Annotated in this window: 21 protein-coding genes and 1 pseudogene; 7 read left to right on the forward strand and 15 right to left on the reverse strand. The window is 56.5% G+C overall.

The genetic code is table 11. The features are described 5' to 3' along the window. Positions 1–2 precede the first annotated feature (2 nt). Positions 3–1,064, forward strand: coding sequence for a methyltetrahydrofolate cobalamin methyltransferase (locus tag GAL_RS08490; RefSeq protein ID WP_014874709.1), 1,062 nt, complete (start codon positions 3–5; stop codon positions 1,062–1,064). Between the two features lie 487 nt (positions 1,065–1,551). On the opposite strand, the gene GAL_RS08495 is transcribed toward GAL_RS08490, so the two are convergent. The 14 genes from GAL_RS08495 to GAL_RS08555 all read right to left on the reverse strand — a co-directional run bounded on the left by GAL_RS08495 (position 1,552) and on the right by GAL_RS08555 (position 10,494). Next, positions 1,552–2,631 (reverse strand): tyrosine-type recombinase/integrase, encoded by a 1,080-nt coding sequence (locus GAL_RS08495; protein WP_024097172.1) that lies wholly within the window; start codon positions 2,629–2,631, stop codon positions 1,552–1,554. A gap of 293 nt (positions 2,632–2,924) precedes the next feature. Continuing rightward, on the reverse strand, positions 2,925–3,578 hold the full coding sequence (locus GAL_RS08500; protein WP_024097174.1) for a recombinase family protein: 654 nt from the start codon (positions 3,576–3,578) through the stop codon (positions 2,925–2,927). Positions 3,579–3,599: 21 nt separating this feature from the next. Next, complete coding sequence (locus tag GAL_RS08505; protein ID WP_024097175.1) at positions 3,600–3,776, reverse strand: hypothetical protein; 177 nt, start codon at positions 3,774–3,776, stop codon at positions 3,600–3,602. A gap of 235 nt (positions 3,777–4,011) precedes the next feature. Further along, on the reverse strand, positions 4,012–4,743 hold the full coding sequence (locus tag GAL_RS08510; RefSeq protein ID WP_024097177.1) for a hypothetical protein: 732 nt from the start codon (positions 4,741–4,743) through the stop codon (positions 4,012–4,014). 40 nt (positions 4,744–4,783) lie between these two features. Further along, positions 4,784–4,930, reverse strand: a complete 147-nt coding sequence (locus GAL_RS22475) for a hypothetical protein (RefSeq protein ID WP_024097178.1) — start codon at positions 4,928–4,930, stop codon at positions 4,784–4,786. A 56-nt stretch (positions 4,931–4,986) separates the two neighbouring features. After that, on the reverse strand, positions 4,987–5,376 hold the full coding sequence (locus tag GAL_RS08515; protein ID WP_024097179.1) for a hypothetical protein: 390 nt from the start codon (positions 5,374–5,376) through the stop codon (positions 4,987–4,989). Between the two features lie 24 nt (positions 5,377–5,400). Then, positions 5,401–6,135: a DNA-methyltransferase gene (locus tag GAL_RS08520; RefSeq protein WP_024097180.1), complete on the reverse strand. Its 735-nt coding sequence runs from the start codon at positions 6,133–6,135 to the stop codon at positions 5,401–5,403. A 42-nt stretch (positions 6,136–6,177) separates the two neighbouring features. Beyond that, entirely contained in the window at positions 6,178–6,951 is a 774-nt protein-coding gene (locus GAL_RS08525) for a hypothetical protein (protein ID WP_024097181.1), read from the reverse strand. Positions 6,952–7,099: 148 nt separating this feature from the next. Next, positions 7,100–7,429 (reverse strand): hypothetical protein, encoded by a 330-nt coding sequence (locus tag GAL_RS21930; RefSeq protein ID WP_024097182.1) that lies wholly within the window; start codon positions 7,427–7,429, stop codon positions 7,100–7,102. Continuing rightward, positions 7,429–7,668, reverse strand: a complete 240-nt coding sequence (locus GAL_RS08535) for a hypothetical protein (RefSeq protein WP_024097183.1) — start codon at positions 7,666–7,668, stop codon at positions 7,429–7,431. The genes GAL_RS21930 and GAL_RS08535 overlap by 1 nt, the downstream gene beginning before the upstream one ends. Then, positions 7,665–7,979 (reverse strand): hypothetical protein, encoded by a 315-nt coding sequence (locus GAL_RS08540; RefSeq protein ID WP_024097184.1) that lies wholly within the window; start codon positions 7,977–7,979, stop codon positions 7,665–7,667. Before GAL_RS08540 ends, GAL_RS08535 begins: the two co-directional genes overlap by 4 nt. Positions 7,980–8,175: 196 nt before the next feature. Next, complete coding sequence (locus GAL_RS08545) at positions 8,176–8,661, reverse strand: ABC-2 family transporter protein (protein WP_024097185.1); 486 nt, start codon at positions 8,659–8,661, stop codon at positions 8,176–8,178. 9 nt (positions 8,662–8,670) lie between these two features. Next, positions 8,671–9,588, reverse strand: coding sequence for a hypothetical protein (locus tag GAL_RS08550; protein ID WP_145958761.1), 918 nt, complete (start codon positions 9,586–9,588; stop codon positions 8,671–8,673). A gap of 84 nt (positions 9,589–9,672) precedes the next feature. Next, positions 9,673–10,494 (reverse strand): XRE family transcriptional regulator, encoded by an 822-nt coding sequence (locus tag GAL_RS08555; protein ID WP_024097187.1) that lies wholly within the window; start codon positions 10,492–10,494, stop codon positions 9,673–9,675. 254 nt (positions 10,495–10,748) lie between these two features. On the opposite strand from GAL_RS08555, the gene GAL_RS08565 reads away from it, so the two are divergent. Beyond that, a complete protein-coding gene (locus tag GAL_RS08565) occupies positions 10,749–11,189 on the forward strand; it encodes a hypothetical protein (RefSeq protein ID WP_024097189.1) in 441 nt (146 codons plus the stop codon). Next, on the forward strand, positions 11,186–11,353 hold the full coding sequence (locus tag GAL_RS22480; RefSeq protein ID WP_024097190.1) for a winged helix-turn-helix transcriptional regulator: 168 nt from the start codon (positions 11,186–11,188) through the stop codon (positions 11,351–11,353). Before GAL_RS08565 ends, GAL_RS22480 begins: the two co-directional genes overlap by 4 nt. Positions 11,354–11,396: 43 nt before the next feature. On the opposite strand, the gene GAL_RS08570 is transcribed toward GAL_RS22480, so the two are convergent. After that, positions 11,397–11,723 (reverse strand): hypothetical protein, encoded by a 327-nt coding sequence (locus tag GAL_RS08570; protein ID WP_043939781.1) that lies wholly within the window; start codon positions 11,721–11,723, stop codon positions 11,397–11,399. A 278-nt stretch (positions 11,724–12,001) separates the two neighbouring features. Between GAL_RS08570 and GAL_RS08575 the strand changes: the two genes are divergently transcribed. The 4 genes and pseudogenes from GAL_RS08575 to GAL_RS22890 form a co-directional block, all read left to right on the forward strand. Next, entirely contained in the window at positions 12,002–12,595 is a 594-nt protein-coding gene (locus tag GAL_RS08575) for an SAM-dependent methyltransferase (protein ID WP_024097192.1), read from the forward strand. Beyond that, entirely contained in the window at positions 12,592–13,503 is a 912-nt protein-coding gene (locus GAL_RS22200; RefSeq protein ID WP_024097193.1) for a helix-turn-helix domain-containing protein, read from the forward strand. The genes GAL_RS08575 and GAL_RS22200 overlap by 4 nt, the downstream gene beginning before the upstream one ends. Beyond that, positions 13,503–13,817, forward strand: a complete 315-nt coding sequence (locus tag GAL_RS08585; RefSeq protein WP_024097194.1) for a hypothetical protein — start codon at positions 13,503–13,505, stop codon at positions 13,815–13,817. Before GAL_RS22200 ends, GAL_RS08585 begins: the two co-directional genes overlap by 1 nt. Continuing rightward, a pseudogene (locus GAL_RS22890) lies at positions 13,810–14,019 on the forward strand (DNA translocase FtsK); the annotation flags it as partial. The gene GAL_RS08585 and the pseudogene GAL_RS22890, both read left to right, overlap by 8 nt. Between the last annotated feature and the right edge of the window lie 53 nt (positions 14,020–14,072).

Below are 14,072 nucleotides of genomic sequence, written 5' to 3' on the forward strand. Positions count from 1 at the left end.
CAATGACCCGTACTGTCGTAGAATCTAAGACAAAAACCGCAATCCTGGGATTTGATGAGCCGTTCTGCGTGATCGGTGAGCGGATCAACCCCACCGGCCGTAAAAAACTGGCGGCCGAGCTGGAAGCGGGTGATTTCTCCACGGTTGAGAAAGACGCGCTCGCACAGGTGATGGCGGGAGCCAATATCCTCGATATCAATGCGGGTGTTGTCTACAACTCCAACCCGAACCCGAATGAGACCGAACCGCCGCTGATGACCAAGATCGTCGAGCTGGTGCAGGGCCTCACCGATACGCCGCTCTGCATCGACTCCTCGGTGCCCGGCGCGCTGGAAGCCGGCCTTCAGGCCGCCGAGGGCCGCCCGCTGCTGAACTCCGTCACCGGCGAGGAAGAGCGTCTGGAGCATGTTCTGCCGCTGGTTAAGAAATACAACGTGCCTGTGGTGGCGATTTCCAACGACGACACCGGCATTTCGGAAGATCCCGACGTGCGTTTTGCTGTCGCGAAGAAAATCGTTGAGCGTGCCGCAGACTTCGGAATCCCGGCCCATGATATCGTGGTGGATCCGCTGGTGATGCCGATTGGCGCGATGGCGACCGCCGGTCAGCAGGTCTTTGCTCTGGTCCGCCGCCTGCGCGAAGAGCTGGGCGTCAACACCACCTGTGGTGCCTCCAACGTCTCCTTCGGCCTGCCCAACCGTCACGGTATCAACAACGCCTTCCTGCCGATGGCCATGGGCGCGGGCATGACCTCCGCGATCATGAACCCGGTTGCTCTGCCGATCACTCAGAAAAAGATCGCAGAGAAGAAAGCCGAAGTTGAGGCCGCGGGCATCATCCTCCCCGAAGGCATGGAAGATGAGGCTTTTGTACAGATGTTCGGTCTGGGCTCCACCAAGCCGCGTGCCGGCAAGGAAATGGAGGCCATCCGCGCCGCCAACCTGCTGACCAACAACGACCCCCATGGTGGGGAGTGGATCAAGGCCAACAAAGAACCTGCGAAAGAGGGTGAAGAAGGCCGAGGTCGCGGTGGTCGCGCAGGTGGCCGTCGCCGCCGCGCCTGATCCGGGATCAGCCACAAGATTGAGAAAGGTCAGGCTTCGGTCTGACCTTTTTTTGTGGATGCCCGCACCGCGGTTCCCGTAGCCAACAGCAGGCACAGACGCAAACCGAGCAGTCGAAACGACCAGATCGATCAGAGGCAAAACGAGCGACCCACGGGTAAAACCATTCCTTCATGGACGCAGGCCGCTCTCTCCCGCCCCGGATTTGTCGGGATTAACCAATAATAGTGCTTGGGCGGAGCAGCGTCCACTTCTGCCGGTCTGACCGGCAAGCCCTTGCCGTTCAGCTACAGGCGAACATCGTGCCCGAGCAACGATCAGTTCTAACTCGGGAGATATGGCGCACCTGAGAGGATTCGAACCTCTGGCCTCTGCCTTCGGAGGGCAGCGCCAGAGCCGGTATTCATGATTTATTCCCGTTTTGCGCATGTTTTGTTTACGCTCGGGATGTGTTCGAAATGGATGTAACTGTTACGCGTAACAGAAACTATCGCCGCTCTACGGCACGCAGGACGCTTTCTTGGTGGCGTGGCGAATGGTGCCCATAAACTTTTTCGATGGTCTCGGCGCTAGTCGCAAAGAAACCGGCAGCATCCCAGACACTTGCACCGTTTTGAAGCGCCCAGGTGATCGCAGTGTGTTTTAACGTATGTGGGGAGCAAGGGGTAACATCGGCGGATTGCACGGCTTTTGCAAAGGCTCGCTTTATGTCGCCGACACGTGCGCCCTGATATTCGACAGCCCACTTGCTTCCACTATCACGCCAGCGCCTCAGGTGGGCCGCCAGCTGGCGGGGGATGCGTGCTGGTGTGCGCCGCTTGTTGGTTTGCCGCTCTGAATCACTGCGCCTGAACATAATGCCCTGGTCCAGATCAAACCATCCTCCAACTGTGTTGGGCTCAAAACCCATCCGCAAAATGGCGTCCTTGCGAGTTCCAGTGTAGATCGCAATCAGGATAAAACGGGCGAGGTGGGAAGCCTTGTGGCCCCGGTAGGCCGCCCAGAGAAGCTTGGCAGCCTCATCACGGGACAGCCAGCGTTCAGTCGCCTCTGGCTTACCCGGCAGTGTGACGGCTGGTGCAGAAGTAATATAGCCCTCAGCATGGGCGTAGTTGATAGCCCGTTGCAGAACTCCTAACTCACGGCGCACTGTCCCTGGCGAGATAGGAGCGTATTCGATGGGTTCTTTAGTGTCCGGATCACGTTGGACAACTTTCTTTCGGGTCTTTGCGTACCGCCTACACGTTTCGCCCTTCACATGGCTCAGTTTCAGCCCATCCCAAAATGGGATCAGGGCATCAATCGCATATCCGACCCTCTCTGGCGCCGCGACGGTCGGGGCATATTCCTCAGCGTAGATTGCGAGAACCTCCCCACAGGTTACGTTGGCCGGCTCATTCGCAGAACCTTCCCGTCCTTTGGTCGCGATGTAGGCAGCGAGCGCTTTTTCAGCATCTGCGCGGCTTGCGCAGCCCGTTGACTGGTCTGGCCTTCCGGTGTCCCGGATGTACCAGTACGGCCGGTGTTTGAATTTGTGCAGGCGGGCGCCCTTGCTTGGTCTTGGCATGCTTTCACCAATTTCGGAAAATCGTTTCTATCAATGCGAGTGGCACGGCCCATTTTAACGAGGAACCCATGCTCTTGTGCTGCGGTTTTTAGCGATCCTTTGGGTACACCCAATTCCTCCGCCGCCGCGTCAATGGTCAATAGCTGTGGATTAGCCATATTGGTCTCCAAGGGATTGTTGGGTTAATGGTGAGGGGATTTCGCGGCTCTTGTTGCTGAGAAAAATGGTGCGCAGCGCATCAACCGTGACAGGCGGGTTGCCCTCAAATTTTGCGGTTAGGAGTCTTAGTGTTTTCATTGCTGCCACCCGGCATTTTCTCGAGTTGCACTTGACGTCAGCATTCCCTGTTGGGCTTTGAATTCCCTGACCCACTGATAGACGCGGGATTTGGCGATGCTGGGTCCGGGCATGGCTTTCATCACAGGGATGATCTTGGTTGCCGATACGCCTGCTAGGGCGAGTTCTGCGGCCTTCTCTATCCGTTCCGGTGTCATTGTCTGGGGCCTGCCGTGACGCGATCCGCGCTCACGGGCCGCTTTGACGCCTGCGATGGTGCGCTCCCTAATCAGGTCGCGCTCCATTTGCGCCAGGGCTGCCATGATGTGAAACATGCCCTTGCCCATGGGGCTAGTGAGGTCAAAGCGCTCTGTCAGGCTGACCAGCAGGACGTCGTTTGCCTCAAACACCTGCATTGCGCCGATGATGCCCAGCAGGGTACGGCCCAGTCTATCCAGCTTCCAAACCACGAACTCGCCACCAGTCTCCGCTGCGGTTGAGATAGCCGCTTGCAGCCCTGGGCGGTTTGTCTTTGCGCCGCTCATTTTGTCGGTAAAGATCATGGCGTCTGTGACGCCGTATTGTTTGAGGGCTGTGATCTGCATGTCCAGGTTCTGCTCTATTGTCGAGACGCGGGCGTATCCCACCTTCACGGGTTCAGGCTTGGTCACGGTAGTCCTGCGGTTGGGATTTTATGGACGCAGGACGATGCAAGGGCCGTATGCCTCCTGCATCCGTCCCGGTTCGAGTTCTGCTACATCGTTCACTAGGCCGCTCAACTCGTCGGCGTCGTTATCGTGGTTGGCGATGGCTACGCGGTGCCCCTTTGGAAGTTTCTGAAGCTTCTTGATGAGTTGAGATACGGTCATTTCGGCCTCCGGGGTTTGTTGGATTTGGCTGCGAAGATCATGATTATGCCTTCGCTTCACGCTTGCTTTTCAGCCAAAGCGCCGCCGCCAAACGTGTCGGGAAATGCTTGATGGTTGTATCATCGTTAGTGATAGCCAAGGCTGCAAAGCGCTTTCGTTTCGTCCTGTGAGGGCAAGGCCAAATCCGTCTGTCCATCAAGTTCATGGTGCCTCCGGGGTTGGGGATTGTTGGAATTCAGGCGGCCTTGGCCATCTGGTCGATGTTGCAGAAATAGGGAGTGAAGGTGATGGCCATCACCCAGGGGTTTGACGCCCAGCTTATGTCTGCGCCGCCCGGCTTGCGTGGAGTGCCGTTGATGCTATCCCAAAGTTCACTAAACTTCCTGACCAAGGTTTTGTTGTCGGCTTCCACACCTCGGTCAAATTCTGGATACACTCCAGTGATCCAGTGGTTTAGCTGGCATCCCTCGTTAGCCGAGTCCGGTCCGTCTATGTCCTGGAGGCGCTGAACCCGCACCTCGGTCACGTCCAGTGTGATGCGGCTGGCCCATCGGGGCATGTGCATTGATTGTCGATGCTTGCCCGGTTTGATCATCATGCAGCCGAGTTCGCGAACCATGCTGTCGGCCAGATAGAATACTGGTTCCCCCTTGCTCATGTTTCTGGGCGCAATTCCGTCCATCTGTGAGCAGGCTTTCCAATGCTCTCTTACGAAAAGTCTGTCACCAGACTGCACCGGTAGAAGCTTCATTAGGTCATCGTGCCGGAAGTCTTCCCAGACGTGATCCTTGCGACGAAACGTCCAATCATAACCTCGCGTGTCACTTACGCCGAATTGAAAGAAGCCGGGTTTACCTTTGATCTTTAGGAGGCGGCGGGTCTGGGTCTTTCCGGCCCCAGGGGTGCGGATCTCGCGAAGAATGGCATTCACCATAGGGGCGCTGAAAAGGATAGGGCGGTCGGCCATGGTTCTCTCCATCAAAAGGGTGGGGTTCGGGGTTGGGAGGTTATTCTTCGCCGCGCTCGTGGTGGTAAGCGCTCACAATGGCAAAGCGCAGAGTGTCTCTCAGCTCGCATCGGGGCATTACATCCATGGATTTTCTCAACATCCATTCGCCGAACTTGAAGCGAGCCATCAGGTAGAAATCGATCACGTCGGTCTCCATCAAAGGGGTGTGTTTCGGGGTTGGGGTGGGGTTAGGTGGATTGTTCAAATCTCGACGCTGAAGCCGTGGTGCAGGAACGGGTGGCCGTGATCGGTCATGATCCCGTTCAAGATCAGTTCCCCGCCCTCTGGCCGGTGCAGCGTGACGTGATAAATGCGATCTGATGGCTTGAGGTGGGCGTCGGTTGTCTCAACAGACCACCGGATTTTGTCATCAACCAAGGCAGAGAACCCCGACTCCTCGATCTGTCTTTGCGCGAACCGCACCAGCCGCTTGGCTAGTCCTGCGGTGATCTGCTCCGAGGTCTCAACAAGATGCTTGTTGTAGGCGTTCTTGATCCAGTTGTAGCCGCGTGTCTCGACATTGAAGACGGTCGTGGTGATCATATCAACCTCCGGCGCTACTTCGACCTGTTGGGTGCTTGTGATGTGCATATCTACTCCGGGGATTGTTGGAATTCAGGCTCGCGCGAAGAGGTCGCCGGAAAGGCGTTCTTGCATTGTCGCAAAGTGCTGGTTGTCTGCTTCGATTAAGACGGCTTTTCGTCCTAGGCGGCGGGCAACGTAACCGGTGGTTCCTGAGCCTGCGAATGGATCCAGCACAATCCCGCCTTCGGGGCAGGCATTGCGTATCAGGGGTTCAATGATAGCTTCTGGCTTTTGTGTTGGATGCACGGCTGTGCCGTGCTGTGAGCGTGCATAGATAACGCTCCGCATAATCCGTGGGCCACCCTCTTCGCTTTGGTACTGTGTTTGATTTCGTGCGCCATGAAAGTGGGTTGGTTTAGATTGTCGTGAGACAGATCGCTTTTGGGCGTCCAGTGTGACCACCTTACCTTTGTAAACGTCACTCCATTTGCCGTTATAGAATTGAGCAGCCATTTCGTGTACGCGGCGAAAGCGATCACTTTGGAAACCGGAACCATTGTGCTTTTCCCAAACGATATCTTGTGACAGGTTCCAGCCTTCAAAGTCTGCCCAGTGTTTGGTGAACATGCGAAATGTCCCAAAAACCCACATGGATCCAGTTGGCTTCAAGATGCGGGCCATTTCGGAAGGCCAACCCTTTACCCAATGGTCCCAGTCAAAAGCGGTCTCGCCGTATGGTGGGTCGGTAACGATTGCATCCACGCTATTGTCGGGCAAGCAGTGAATGGCTTTTAGACAGTCGCCGTGGATCAGTTTGCAGGTCATTCTAGGTTCCATCAAAGGGGTGCTAATTCGGGGCTGGTGGGATCAGTAGTCACCGACTGAGGCGCAGACCTCGTCCCCATCGACCTCGATCACGGTCTCGGCGGCGTACATAGCCAAGAGGCGCTGGGCGAGGCCGTAGGGCTTATTGGTGGTGAAACCCTCCCGGCCGCCCTTGCTGGCAATGACGCCGGTGTAATCTCGGATACTGCTGATGGTGCCGGTGTGCAGCTCATCGCTGTCTTGGTTGAAGTCGGCCTTCAAACCATGGCGGATGCGCAGAGTGACGTCGCAGGAGGTCTTTTCCCGGTGTTCATAGTACGCGCTGTCATCAAGGTAGATTGTCCACTCAGGGCCGAAACAGGTGCTGTCACGCGGATCCTCTCGCTCAATGATGCAGGTCACCACCTCACCGTATCCGCCGTCGCTCTCATGCGGCGCTCGCATCTCGTCCACGATCTCAGAGAGCTTTACCGATTTCGGCGCGATCTTGAGCATCTGACCGATGTCTTCTTTCAGGCGCCCCTCAATCAGTTCCGACGCGATGGTCTCCACCTGTTTCAGAACCATGCCGCTAATCAGCGTGTTGTAGCTGGGCAGGTTCAGATCGTAGATTTTGAGGGCCTCAGAAATCTTGCGCTCTAGCTCCTGGCCAAAGGGTGAAAAGCTGCGTGTTGCCTGTTCAATGGCATTTTCGACCGTCTTCGCGATTTGCTTATCCACGATCTCTTTCACTCGCTCTGGCGCCGTGGCACTGGCCAGCGCCTGGGCGGCCAGCTGTGCAATGTCTGTGGTTGGGGTGTCGACTTGGTCTTTCATGATGGCACCTATGATTTGCGATTTCAGCGCTGGGCGCGGCCGGTTTCCGTGAGTGGGATTGCCGCGCCCGGGTGGAGCGGGCGCCACCCCGCATGCGTTGGAAAAGGACCGGGACCGTGGCCCCGGCCAGTTTGTGCCTCAGCAGGTTTCAGGCCTCGGCAACAGGGAGTGAGGGTGGCAACGGCGCTTGCCCGTTGTAGGGGCAGTCAGGTCGCCAATCAGTGGCGCGGCGGGCCGGTGTCAGTCGGCAGGACATGCGGGCGGCGCGGGTCCACGCAGACAACGCGCTGGGCAGGTCAATGCCGTCCACGCTGATGCCCAGAAGATCCACGCGCCAATGCGCCTCATGGGCCGGAACGTCGGGCGTGATCGGGCGCGCTGTGCCGCCAAGCGCGCGCAACAGGGTTGCCCGCCCGAACACGCCGCGATGTTCCATCGCCTGCGCTGCGGCATAGATTTCTTGCACGCTTGCGGGCATCACGCGGCAACCTCGTGAGGCGACACCTTGGCAATCCAATTGCTGATCGCCTCATCCTCGCCGATGCCAGTCGCGCAGACGCCGTGCAGCTGGATCTCCACCAACGCGCGCTTTGGAAAGGGGAATGGGTAGAGGCCACCGGTTTCGATCACCGCGCAGGCCACAGCATCGCGGCGTTCACGGCCCTGCAGCTGGGCAATGGTCTGCGCAAAGCGGGCTGCAGTGGTTGCGGCGCTCATGCTATCGATCCCGCCTTGACGGTTACACCTGCGCGCCCCGCGAGAATGCGGGTCAAGCCATTGGCGAAACGGTGCCGCGCCGGAGCTACCTCGGCAGACCCTGCCAACGCCGCGAGGCGATGGCCCAGCAGCTCACCCGCCATATCGGGGAGCAGATGGCGCGCCATCGCGGCTAGTTCCTCATCGGACAAAGTCGCCAGCGCCGTGGTGGGGGCCATCGATGCGAGGGCACGGAGCTGGCTTGTAGACACGAGGTCGTTGCCGATGGCTGCTGTCTGGTCTGCGCGTTGCTGACGGTGCGAATGCTGCATGTTGATCTCCCTTTGTTGGGAACAACATGTATGCGGTAATATTACCGCTGTCAACACGTTTGCGGTAATATTACCGCAATTCTAATGCTGGTGTATCAGTCTACAGTGCACCTAAATACCAGCGGTATCAGCCTATCGCTGAGGGAGAATTTTTCACGAGAGTTGGAAAATAAGTCTATCGCCATTGAAATCATCACTAGCCCTCAAGGCGAAGCTCGGCATCTCTTTCAAGCTGCGCTGCTACTACAAATGGGAGAAAGCAGGCCAAGAGCAGTGATAGTGTTGACAAGAAGGTGAATACATAGCTTGCGATCTTGGTTGACTGCGAACACGACTGAAAATCAAAAATCACCATAAAAAAAACACCAGAAATCACTGCCGACATGATTAACAAAATTAGATACTTCTGGCGTAGGATAGTACGCCTGTCGTCTTTGGCAGTATTGCGAGCGATCTCATATTTGTCACCTTTTTTGTAAGCAGCACTATTAGAAATTGGAGAAAAAGCTGCGACTATTGCTAAGGTGGAAAGTGACAGCCCAAAGATCACACTTAATGCCGTGATTGTTGTAGGTGCGACTTTCAATATAGTTTGAGGGGCGTTGTAGGCAAAGTGAGCAGAACCCAATGAAAGGCAAACACAAACTAAGAGCAGTGCTATATTTCTAACTATATCTGGCATCACGAATTCCTAGTGCTCCTGCACGACGGACCGGTAAAATTCTAACATTTTCTGATGTGCATCGTCTGCGTTGTAACTGCTGCCACTAGCGGCCACTGATACGACTTCCTCAATAAGAAGACTGCCACTTTTTATGGACTGATTGTTATTGAGGATAATTGTGTAGTTATCGATATCATCATCATCTAACACCGCTTTAGCTACGCTGTCCAGCCAAATGTTCTTATCTTGTTCCTCCAGAGCCACCCCAGGCTTGTAGTGAGTCTGAAACTTCTTGCTCGTCTTTACTGTCAGGGTTGCCGTGTTCTGTCGCTGTCTCTTGAGGGTTTCCGCCTTGCTACTTGATCCAAACAGTCGAGATAACGTCGTATCACCCAGTGCTTTCTCTGCGTCTCCGAGCAGCATTGTCGCATCGATTCTTATTTTCTTAACGCCCCACTTTACAATTTGCTCCCAGGTGTCCTTCCTTGGTATGTGGACGAAGTTGAACGATTGACTGGTGGGCAGAACTCCAGATCTCAAAGCAAGAGAGTGAAGCACGGCAGAAATATAATTCTGTTTTCCGTTGAATGAGCAGCCTATGACAAAATCGTCAATTGCAAGAAGGGAGAAATCTCTGTCAAGAAATTCAGTCCCATCCTGGGCCGGTTGTTGGCTATGGTTGACGCTTTCCGTTGACCCTAGAAAGTTCAACGCGCTGATGCTTGCCCCTGGTTCAAAAGCAGACAAAATAGCCCCTACGCCAGTATTGTTAGGGTGTTGAAGAAATCTAGATAGGATCACATTTTTCGAGGCAGCAGACGGTGCGTGAACCCTATCCTCGTGTCGAGGCAGCTTGTGAGCTATGGCATTTAAAACTTGTTCAAATGTAACATCTGTCTGTTCGCGAAACACCACTCGAAATGCTGTTAGGCGGATATTTCTCATGTCGCTAGGCATTTTAATAGACCTGTTAAAATCGTTTCTAATATCGGTATTTAAAGCGCATATCGTTAGTTCGCTGGCTTTTTTTCACTTATTCCGAACTAAGTCAGCAGGCCAATGCAACCTTACGCGTCCAGCCCATTTTAACTGAACGCCGTACATGGGCGGGACAGTAGTGTTGAGGCTGTGAAGATCGTATGTGCCAATGTCGCGCCCTTCCTTGATCAACTTTACCCACCCCATGCCGTCAACGTCTTCACAAACGCAACGATGGCCAATGACATCAACTGGTACGGTTTCGTGCCCATCGCGTCTATAAAACAGCAGATCCCCGGCTGAATACACCGGCTCCATACTGTCACCCTCGACCTCAACGGCAACAATGCCGTGCGGAGATAGGCCGGGTGGGCACTCAACCTGTGGCCCGCCACCCTTTTCGTAGGCGTCAAACACTGGAACTTGAGCCCCAGCACCGACCTTGCCAGCAATCGAGATGGTCGGATGAGAGGCTTCGCCTATTCCGTGCAGGAGCCACAACTCGGATACGCCGAGTGTAGTTGCGACTTTGCTTATTGAGCTGACGTTAGCACCAGCGTTTTCGTCTCCTGCTTCATGTCGGCGCCGCCAGTTGCGAATTCCATCTTTAGACATGCCAGACTGAACCGCCAGAGCTTGCTCTGACAGTTTGAGGCTCTCACGCCGCTCGGTAATCCGAGCCAGAATTTCACCCATATCCATAGGGGTAATTTTACCGCAGTCGTAGTCGACCTGTGAGCGGTAAGATGACCGTTGACGATGCGGTAAAATAACCGCATATTGCAAATCATGATGACAATTGGATCTCTCTTGCTTGTCGCCGACGCCTACAAGGTCGCGGCTTCGGTTGATCGTGACCGAACTGTGTCTCATCGGGTTTTTGGGGATAGCAAAAAACTATCAGCTCTCCGCTCTGGGGCGGGGATCGACGTCCGCCGTTTCAATAATGCGTTGCGGTGGTTTCTCGACAACTGGCCCGAGGGCCACGAAGCGCCGAAGGATCTTTGCGAGCACGTGAAAGCGGTGACACATGACACTGCCGCCTGATCCTCCATCGGTGAGAGTTTCCACTTCCATAACAACAACCTGAAGGCTGAGCAGCCAAAACCCAAGGAAAAGCCGTTTCCATGTGTGAAACCTACGAGACGCCCGCGCTGCGCAAGACCTTTGCCAGCCTGGTCAAAAAAGCAGGCGGCGGGCCTTCTGTCTGCATGGCCATCAAGGAAACCACCGGGCGCAGTCTGGCCCCCGGCACGCTGTCCAAGATCGCCGATGGGTCCATGCGCTTTGATTGGCAGTTGGCGTTTCAGATTGAGGATATCGCGGAGCAGTTCCCCATCACCGGACGGCTAAAGGCTCGGGTTGATGCGTCCCCGGCGCAGAGTGACCTGCAGCGGCTGGCCTACACCGCGCTAAAGGAGATCGGCGAGGTGCCAGCTGCAGTCTGCAGCTGGGTCGCCACAGGTGAACTGAGCGCGCTGGAAAAGGAGGGGCCCGAGGGATTGGCTGCGCTGGAGGCTTTCCTACAAGCGGTGCGTGTGGTCAAGCAGGGCGAGGGCCAATCATGACCCCTCAGCAAGAGCATGATCGCGACAGCCGTGATCTGAAAATCCTTCGGTTGCTGGATGAGGGGTTATCGCAGCAGCAGGTTGCTGATGCCTGCGGTGTTACGCGCGGACCAATCGCAAAACTTGTGCGTGATATTCGCAAAGATGAGGCCGAGAATGCCTGACCAAGCGCCATTCACCGGAGCTTATGGGCAACCACGCGTCCTGTCAGAGGCCGAACTCCGATCCATCAATGTGGACAACAAAGGCGTGCGTTTTCTTATGTCGTGTCTGGCCTGTGAACTTCAGGAAGCTTCTACCTTTGGCGACGTCACGCATTTGACGGTTAAGGACCAGTTGTCCCTCGTCTTTGGCGAACTCAATCGCAACCTTGGCGACCTGCTTGATATCCGCAGTGTTAGCACAGGAGACGCAGCCAGCCTCGCCAGTCTCAGTATCCGGTTCTCCTATCCACTCTATAGGCTTGTGGCAGAGGCCGCAAAGAACCGGGCGGCTGACATCGTTGACGGTGATTGAAATGTCGTTGTCGCTCATTGATAAATTCCCTTTCGTCCAAATGGTTCGCACCACGGACGATGCAGGCAATCGGAGAGGCGTACAATCTCCGATTGCCAGCCACCCACAAGAACATGCGCTGGGAGACTTCGCCGCTGAACATCACGGGACAGCGGAACACCAAAATCGTGCTGGCATCAGGACCCGGCGCATTCTGAAGGTACATACACGCCTGAGAAGCACGATCACCGGGGCGCGGGCGGGCGCCAGAGGCGGGTTTTCCCGTCACCGTCAGCCATTCCGGAGGTGCGCAGCCCATGGGTAAGCGCAGCACCTTCAAACGCCGCAAGAACGACCTGTACCGCACGCCATGGGATCCGGTGCCGCTGCTGGCGCCCCATCTGCCCACACGGTTCCGATATGCTGAGCCATGCGCCGGAAACGGGCGGCTGATTGATCACCTTCGATGTATCGGCGGCACCTGTACTGAGGCGGTCGATATCAATCCGGGGCGAGGGGACGTCACGCAGGGCAACGCACTGCACTGGACTCCAACGGCTAAGGTAGGCCGTCCGCTCGATTACATCATCACAAACCCGCCCTGGTCGCGGGAAATCCTGCACCCGCTGATCTTGCGCCTGTCAGGTCTGTGCCCGACGTGGCTGCTGTTTGATGCGGACTGGTGCCACACGCTGCAGGCACAGCCGTACCTGCGTCACTGCCGCAAGATCGTCTCGGTCGGGCGGGTGAAGTGGATCGAGGGCAGCAAGCACACCGGAAAAGACAACTGCGCCTGGCATCTGTTCACAGCAGGGAGCCACGGGCGCACCGAGTTCGTCGGCAGGTCAGATGCAGCCAAAAAGACAACGCCCAGCGCTGGGCGCACTACGAGCAGTAGGAGCCAATCATGAGCCACAAGGCAGTCAGCTGGGCGCTTGAGCAACGCCACCTGAAACCGGGGCCATGGATCGTATTGATTCAACTGGCTGACCGGCACAACAAAGACACCCTGCAGTGTGATCCGGATCAGAAGCTGATCGCGGCCGACTGCAATATGTCTCGCGCCACGGTCAACCGACACCTTGAGGACCTTGAACACACGGGGTTGATCCGCCGTATCCCGCGGGTAAATCCTCGCACGAACAAGGCGCTTTCGACATTCTACATATTGGGCCTGAATTTCGACAACCCACCAGAGGTCGAATTTGCTGTGTCTCAAAATGAGACACGGAAACCGAAGGGGCAAAAAGAGAACAAAGGCGCATCCCGTGTCTCAAATTGCGACACGGCCCCGAGTCTCAAAAATGCGGATTCCCGAGTCTCAAAAATCGCGATTCCCGAGTCTCAAATTGAGACACAAACCTTAGTAAATAAACCCGTAAGGGAACATTGCGCGGCTGACGCCCCGCACAATCCTGAGTTTGATTTTGATGGTTTCATGGCTGAGTTCTCGGCTGCCTATCCTCGGATGGGTCTGCCAGAGGCGACCGAGGACGCACTGCGCGCGGCGCTGGGCGAGGGGGCAGACCCGGCGGAGATCCTGGCTGGTGCCCGGGCCTATGCGGTCGAGCAGGATGGCAATGCCCCGCGGTATATGAAGCTCTCCGAGAACTGGATCGCTGAGAAACGCTGGCGCCAGCACGTGACCGCCCCCAAGGCGCAGGCCGATCAATCCGAGGTGCTGGCCTACTGGGCGAAAGAGATCCTTGAGGCCAAGCCCCACATGCACGGTCGTGTGTCGCCGTCCATGGCCCGGGAATGCCTGAGCGCGGGACTGGTGACCGAGCAGGATTGCCGACAGGTCGGGGTGTCGCTGTGATGTCGCCGCATTCGGACCCTGAAACCCACGGCGTGCAGTTTGGCCGGGTGGTGGTGACCGTCGACGCCGCACTGGGCGATTGCATCGTCATCGCCCCGCAGCCCGGCCCGATCTGCACCAGCCCCAAGCGCATGCGCCTGAACAGCCTTGATGAGATCCGTGGGGCCTACCGCACCCAAAGCCGCCTCGCTGCGCGCGTACCGGATCAGCACCCCCACGCCAAAGACATCGCGGCAGCGCTGGAGTTCGCAGGAAAGACGCTGAGCGCCGCACAGGGCGCAAAACACCAACCCAAAGGGCAGAGCAATGCTTGATCAACAGGAACCGTCCAACGCGCAGATAAAGTCCGATGGCGATGCGCTCTATTTTCGCGCTGCGGCAGTTGTCGTCAGTGAAGGGAACGCCAGCACCAGCTTTGTGCAGCGCAAGCTCGCAATTGGGTACAACAAGGCCGCGCGTCTGATCGAACGCATGGAAGAGGCGGGAATCGTTTCTGCACCCAACCATGTGGGTAAGCGCGAGGTGGCGACGATTGAAACGATCCGCACCGCCCTGTCCCTGCAATCCGC

Source organism: Phaeobacter gallaeciensis DSM 26640 (assembly GCF_000511385.1).
Taxonomy (GTDB): Bacteria; Pseudomonadota; Alphaproteobacteria; order Rhodobacterales; family Rhodobacteraceae; genus Phaeobacter; species Phaeobacter gallaeciensis.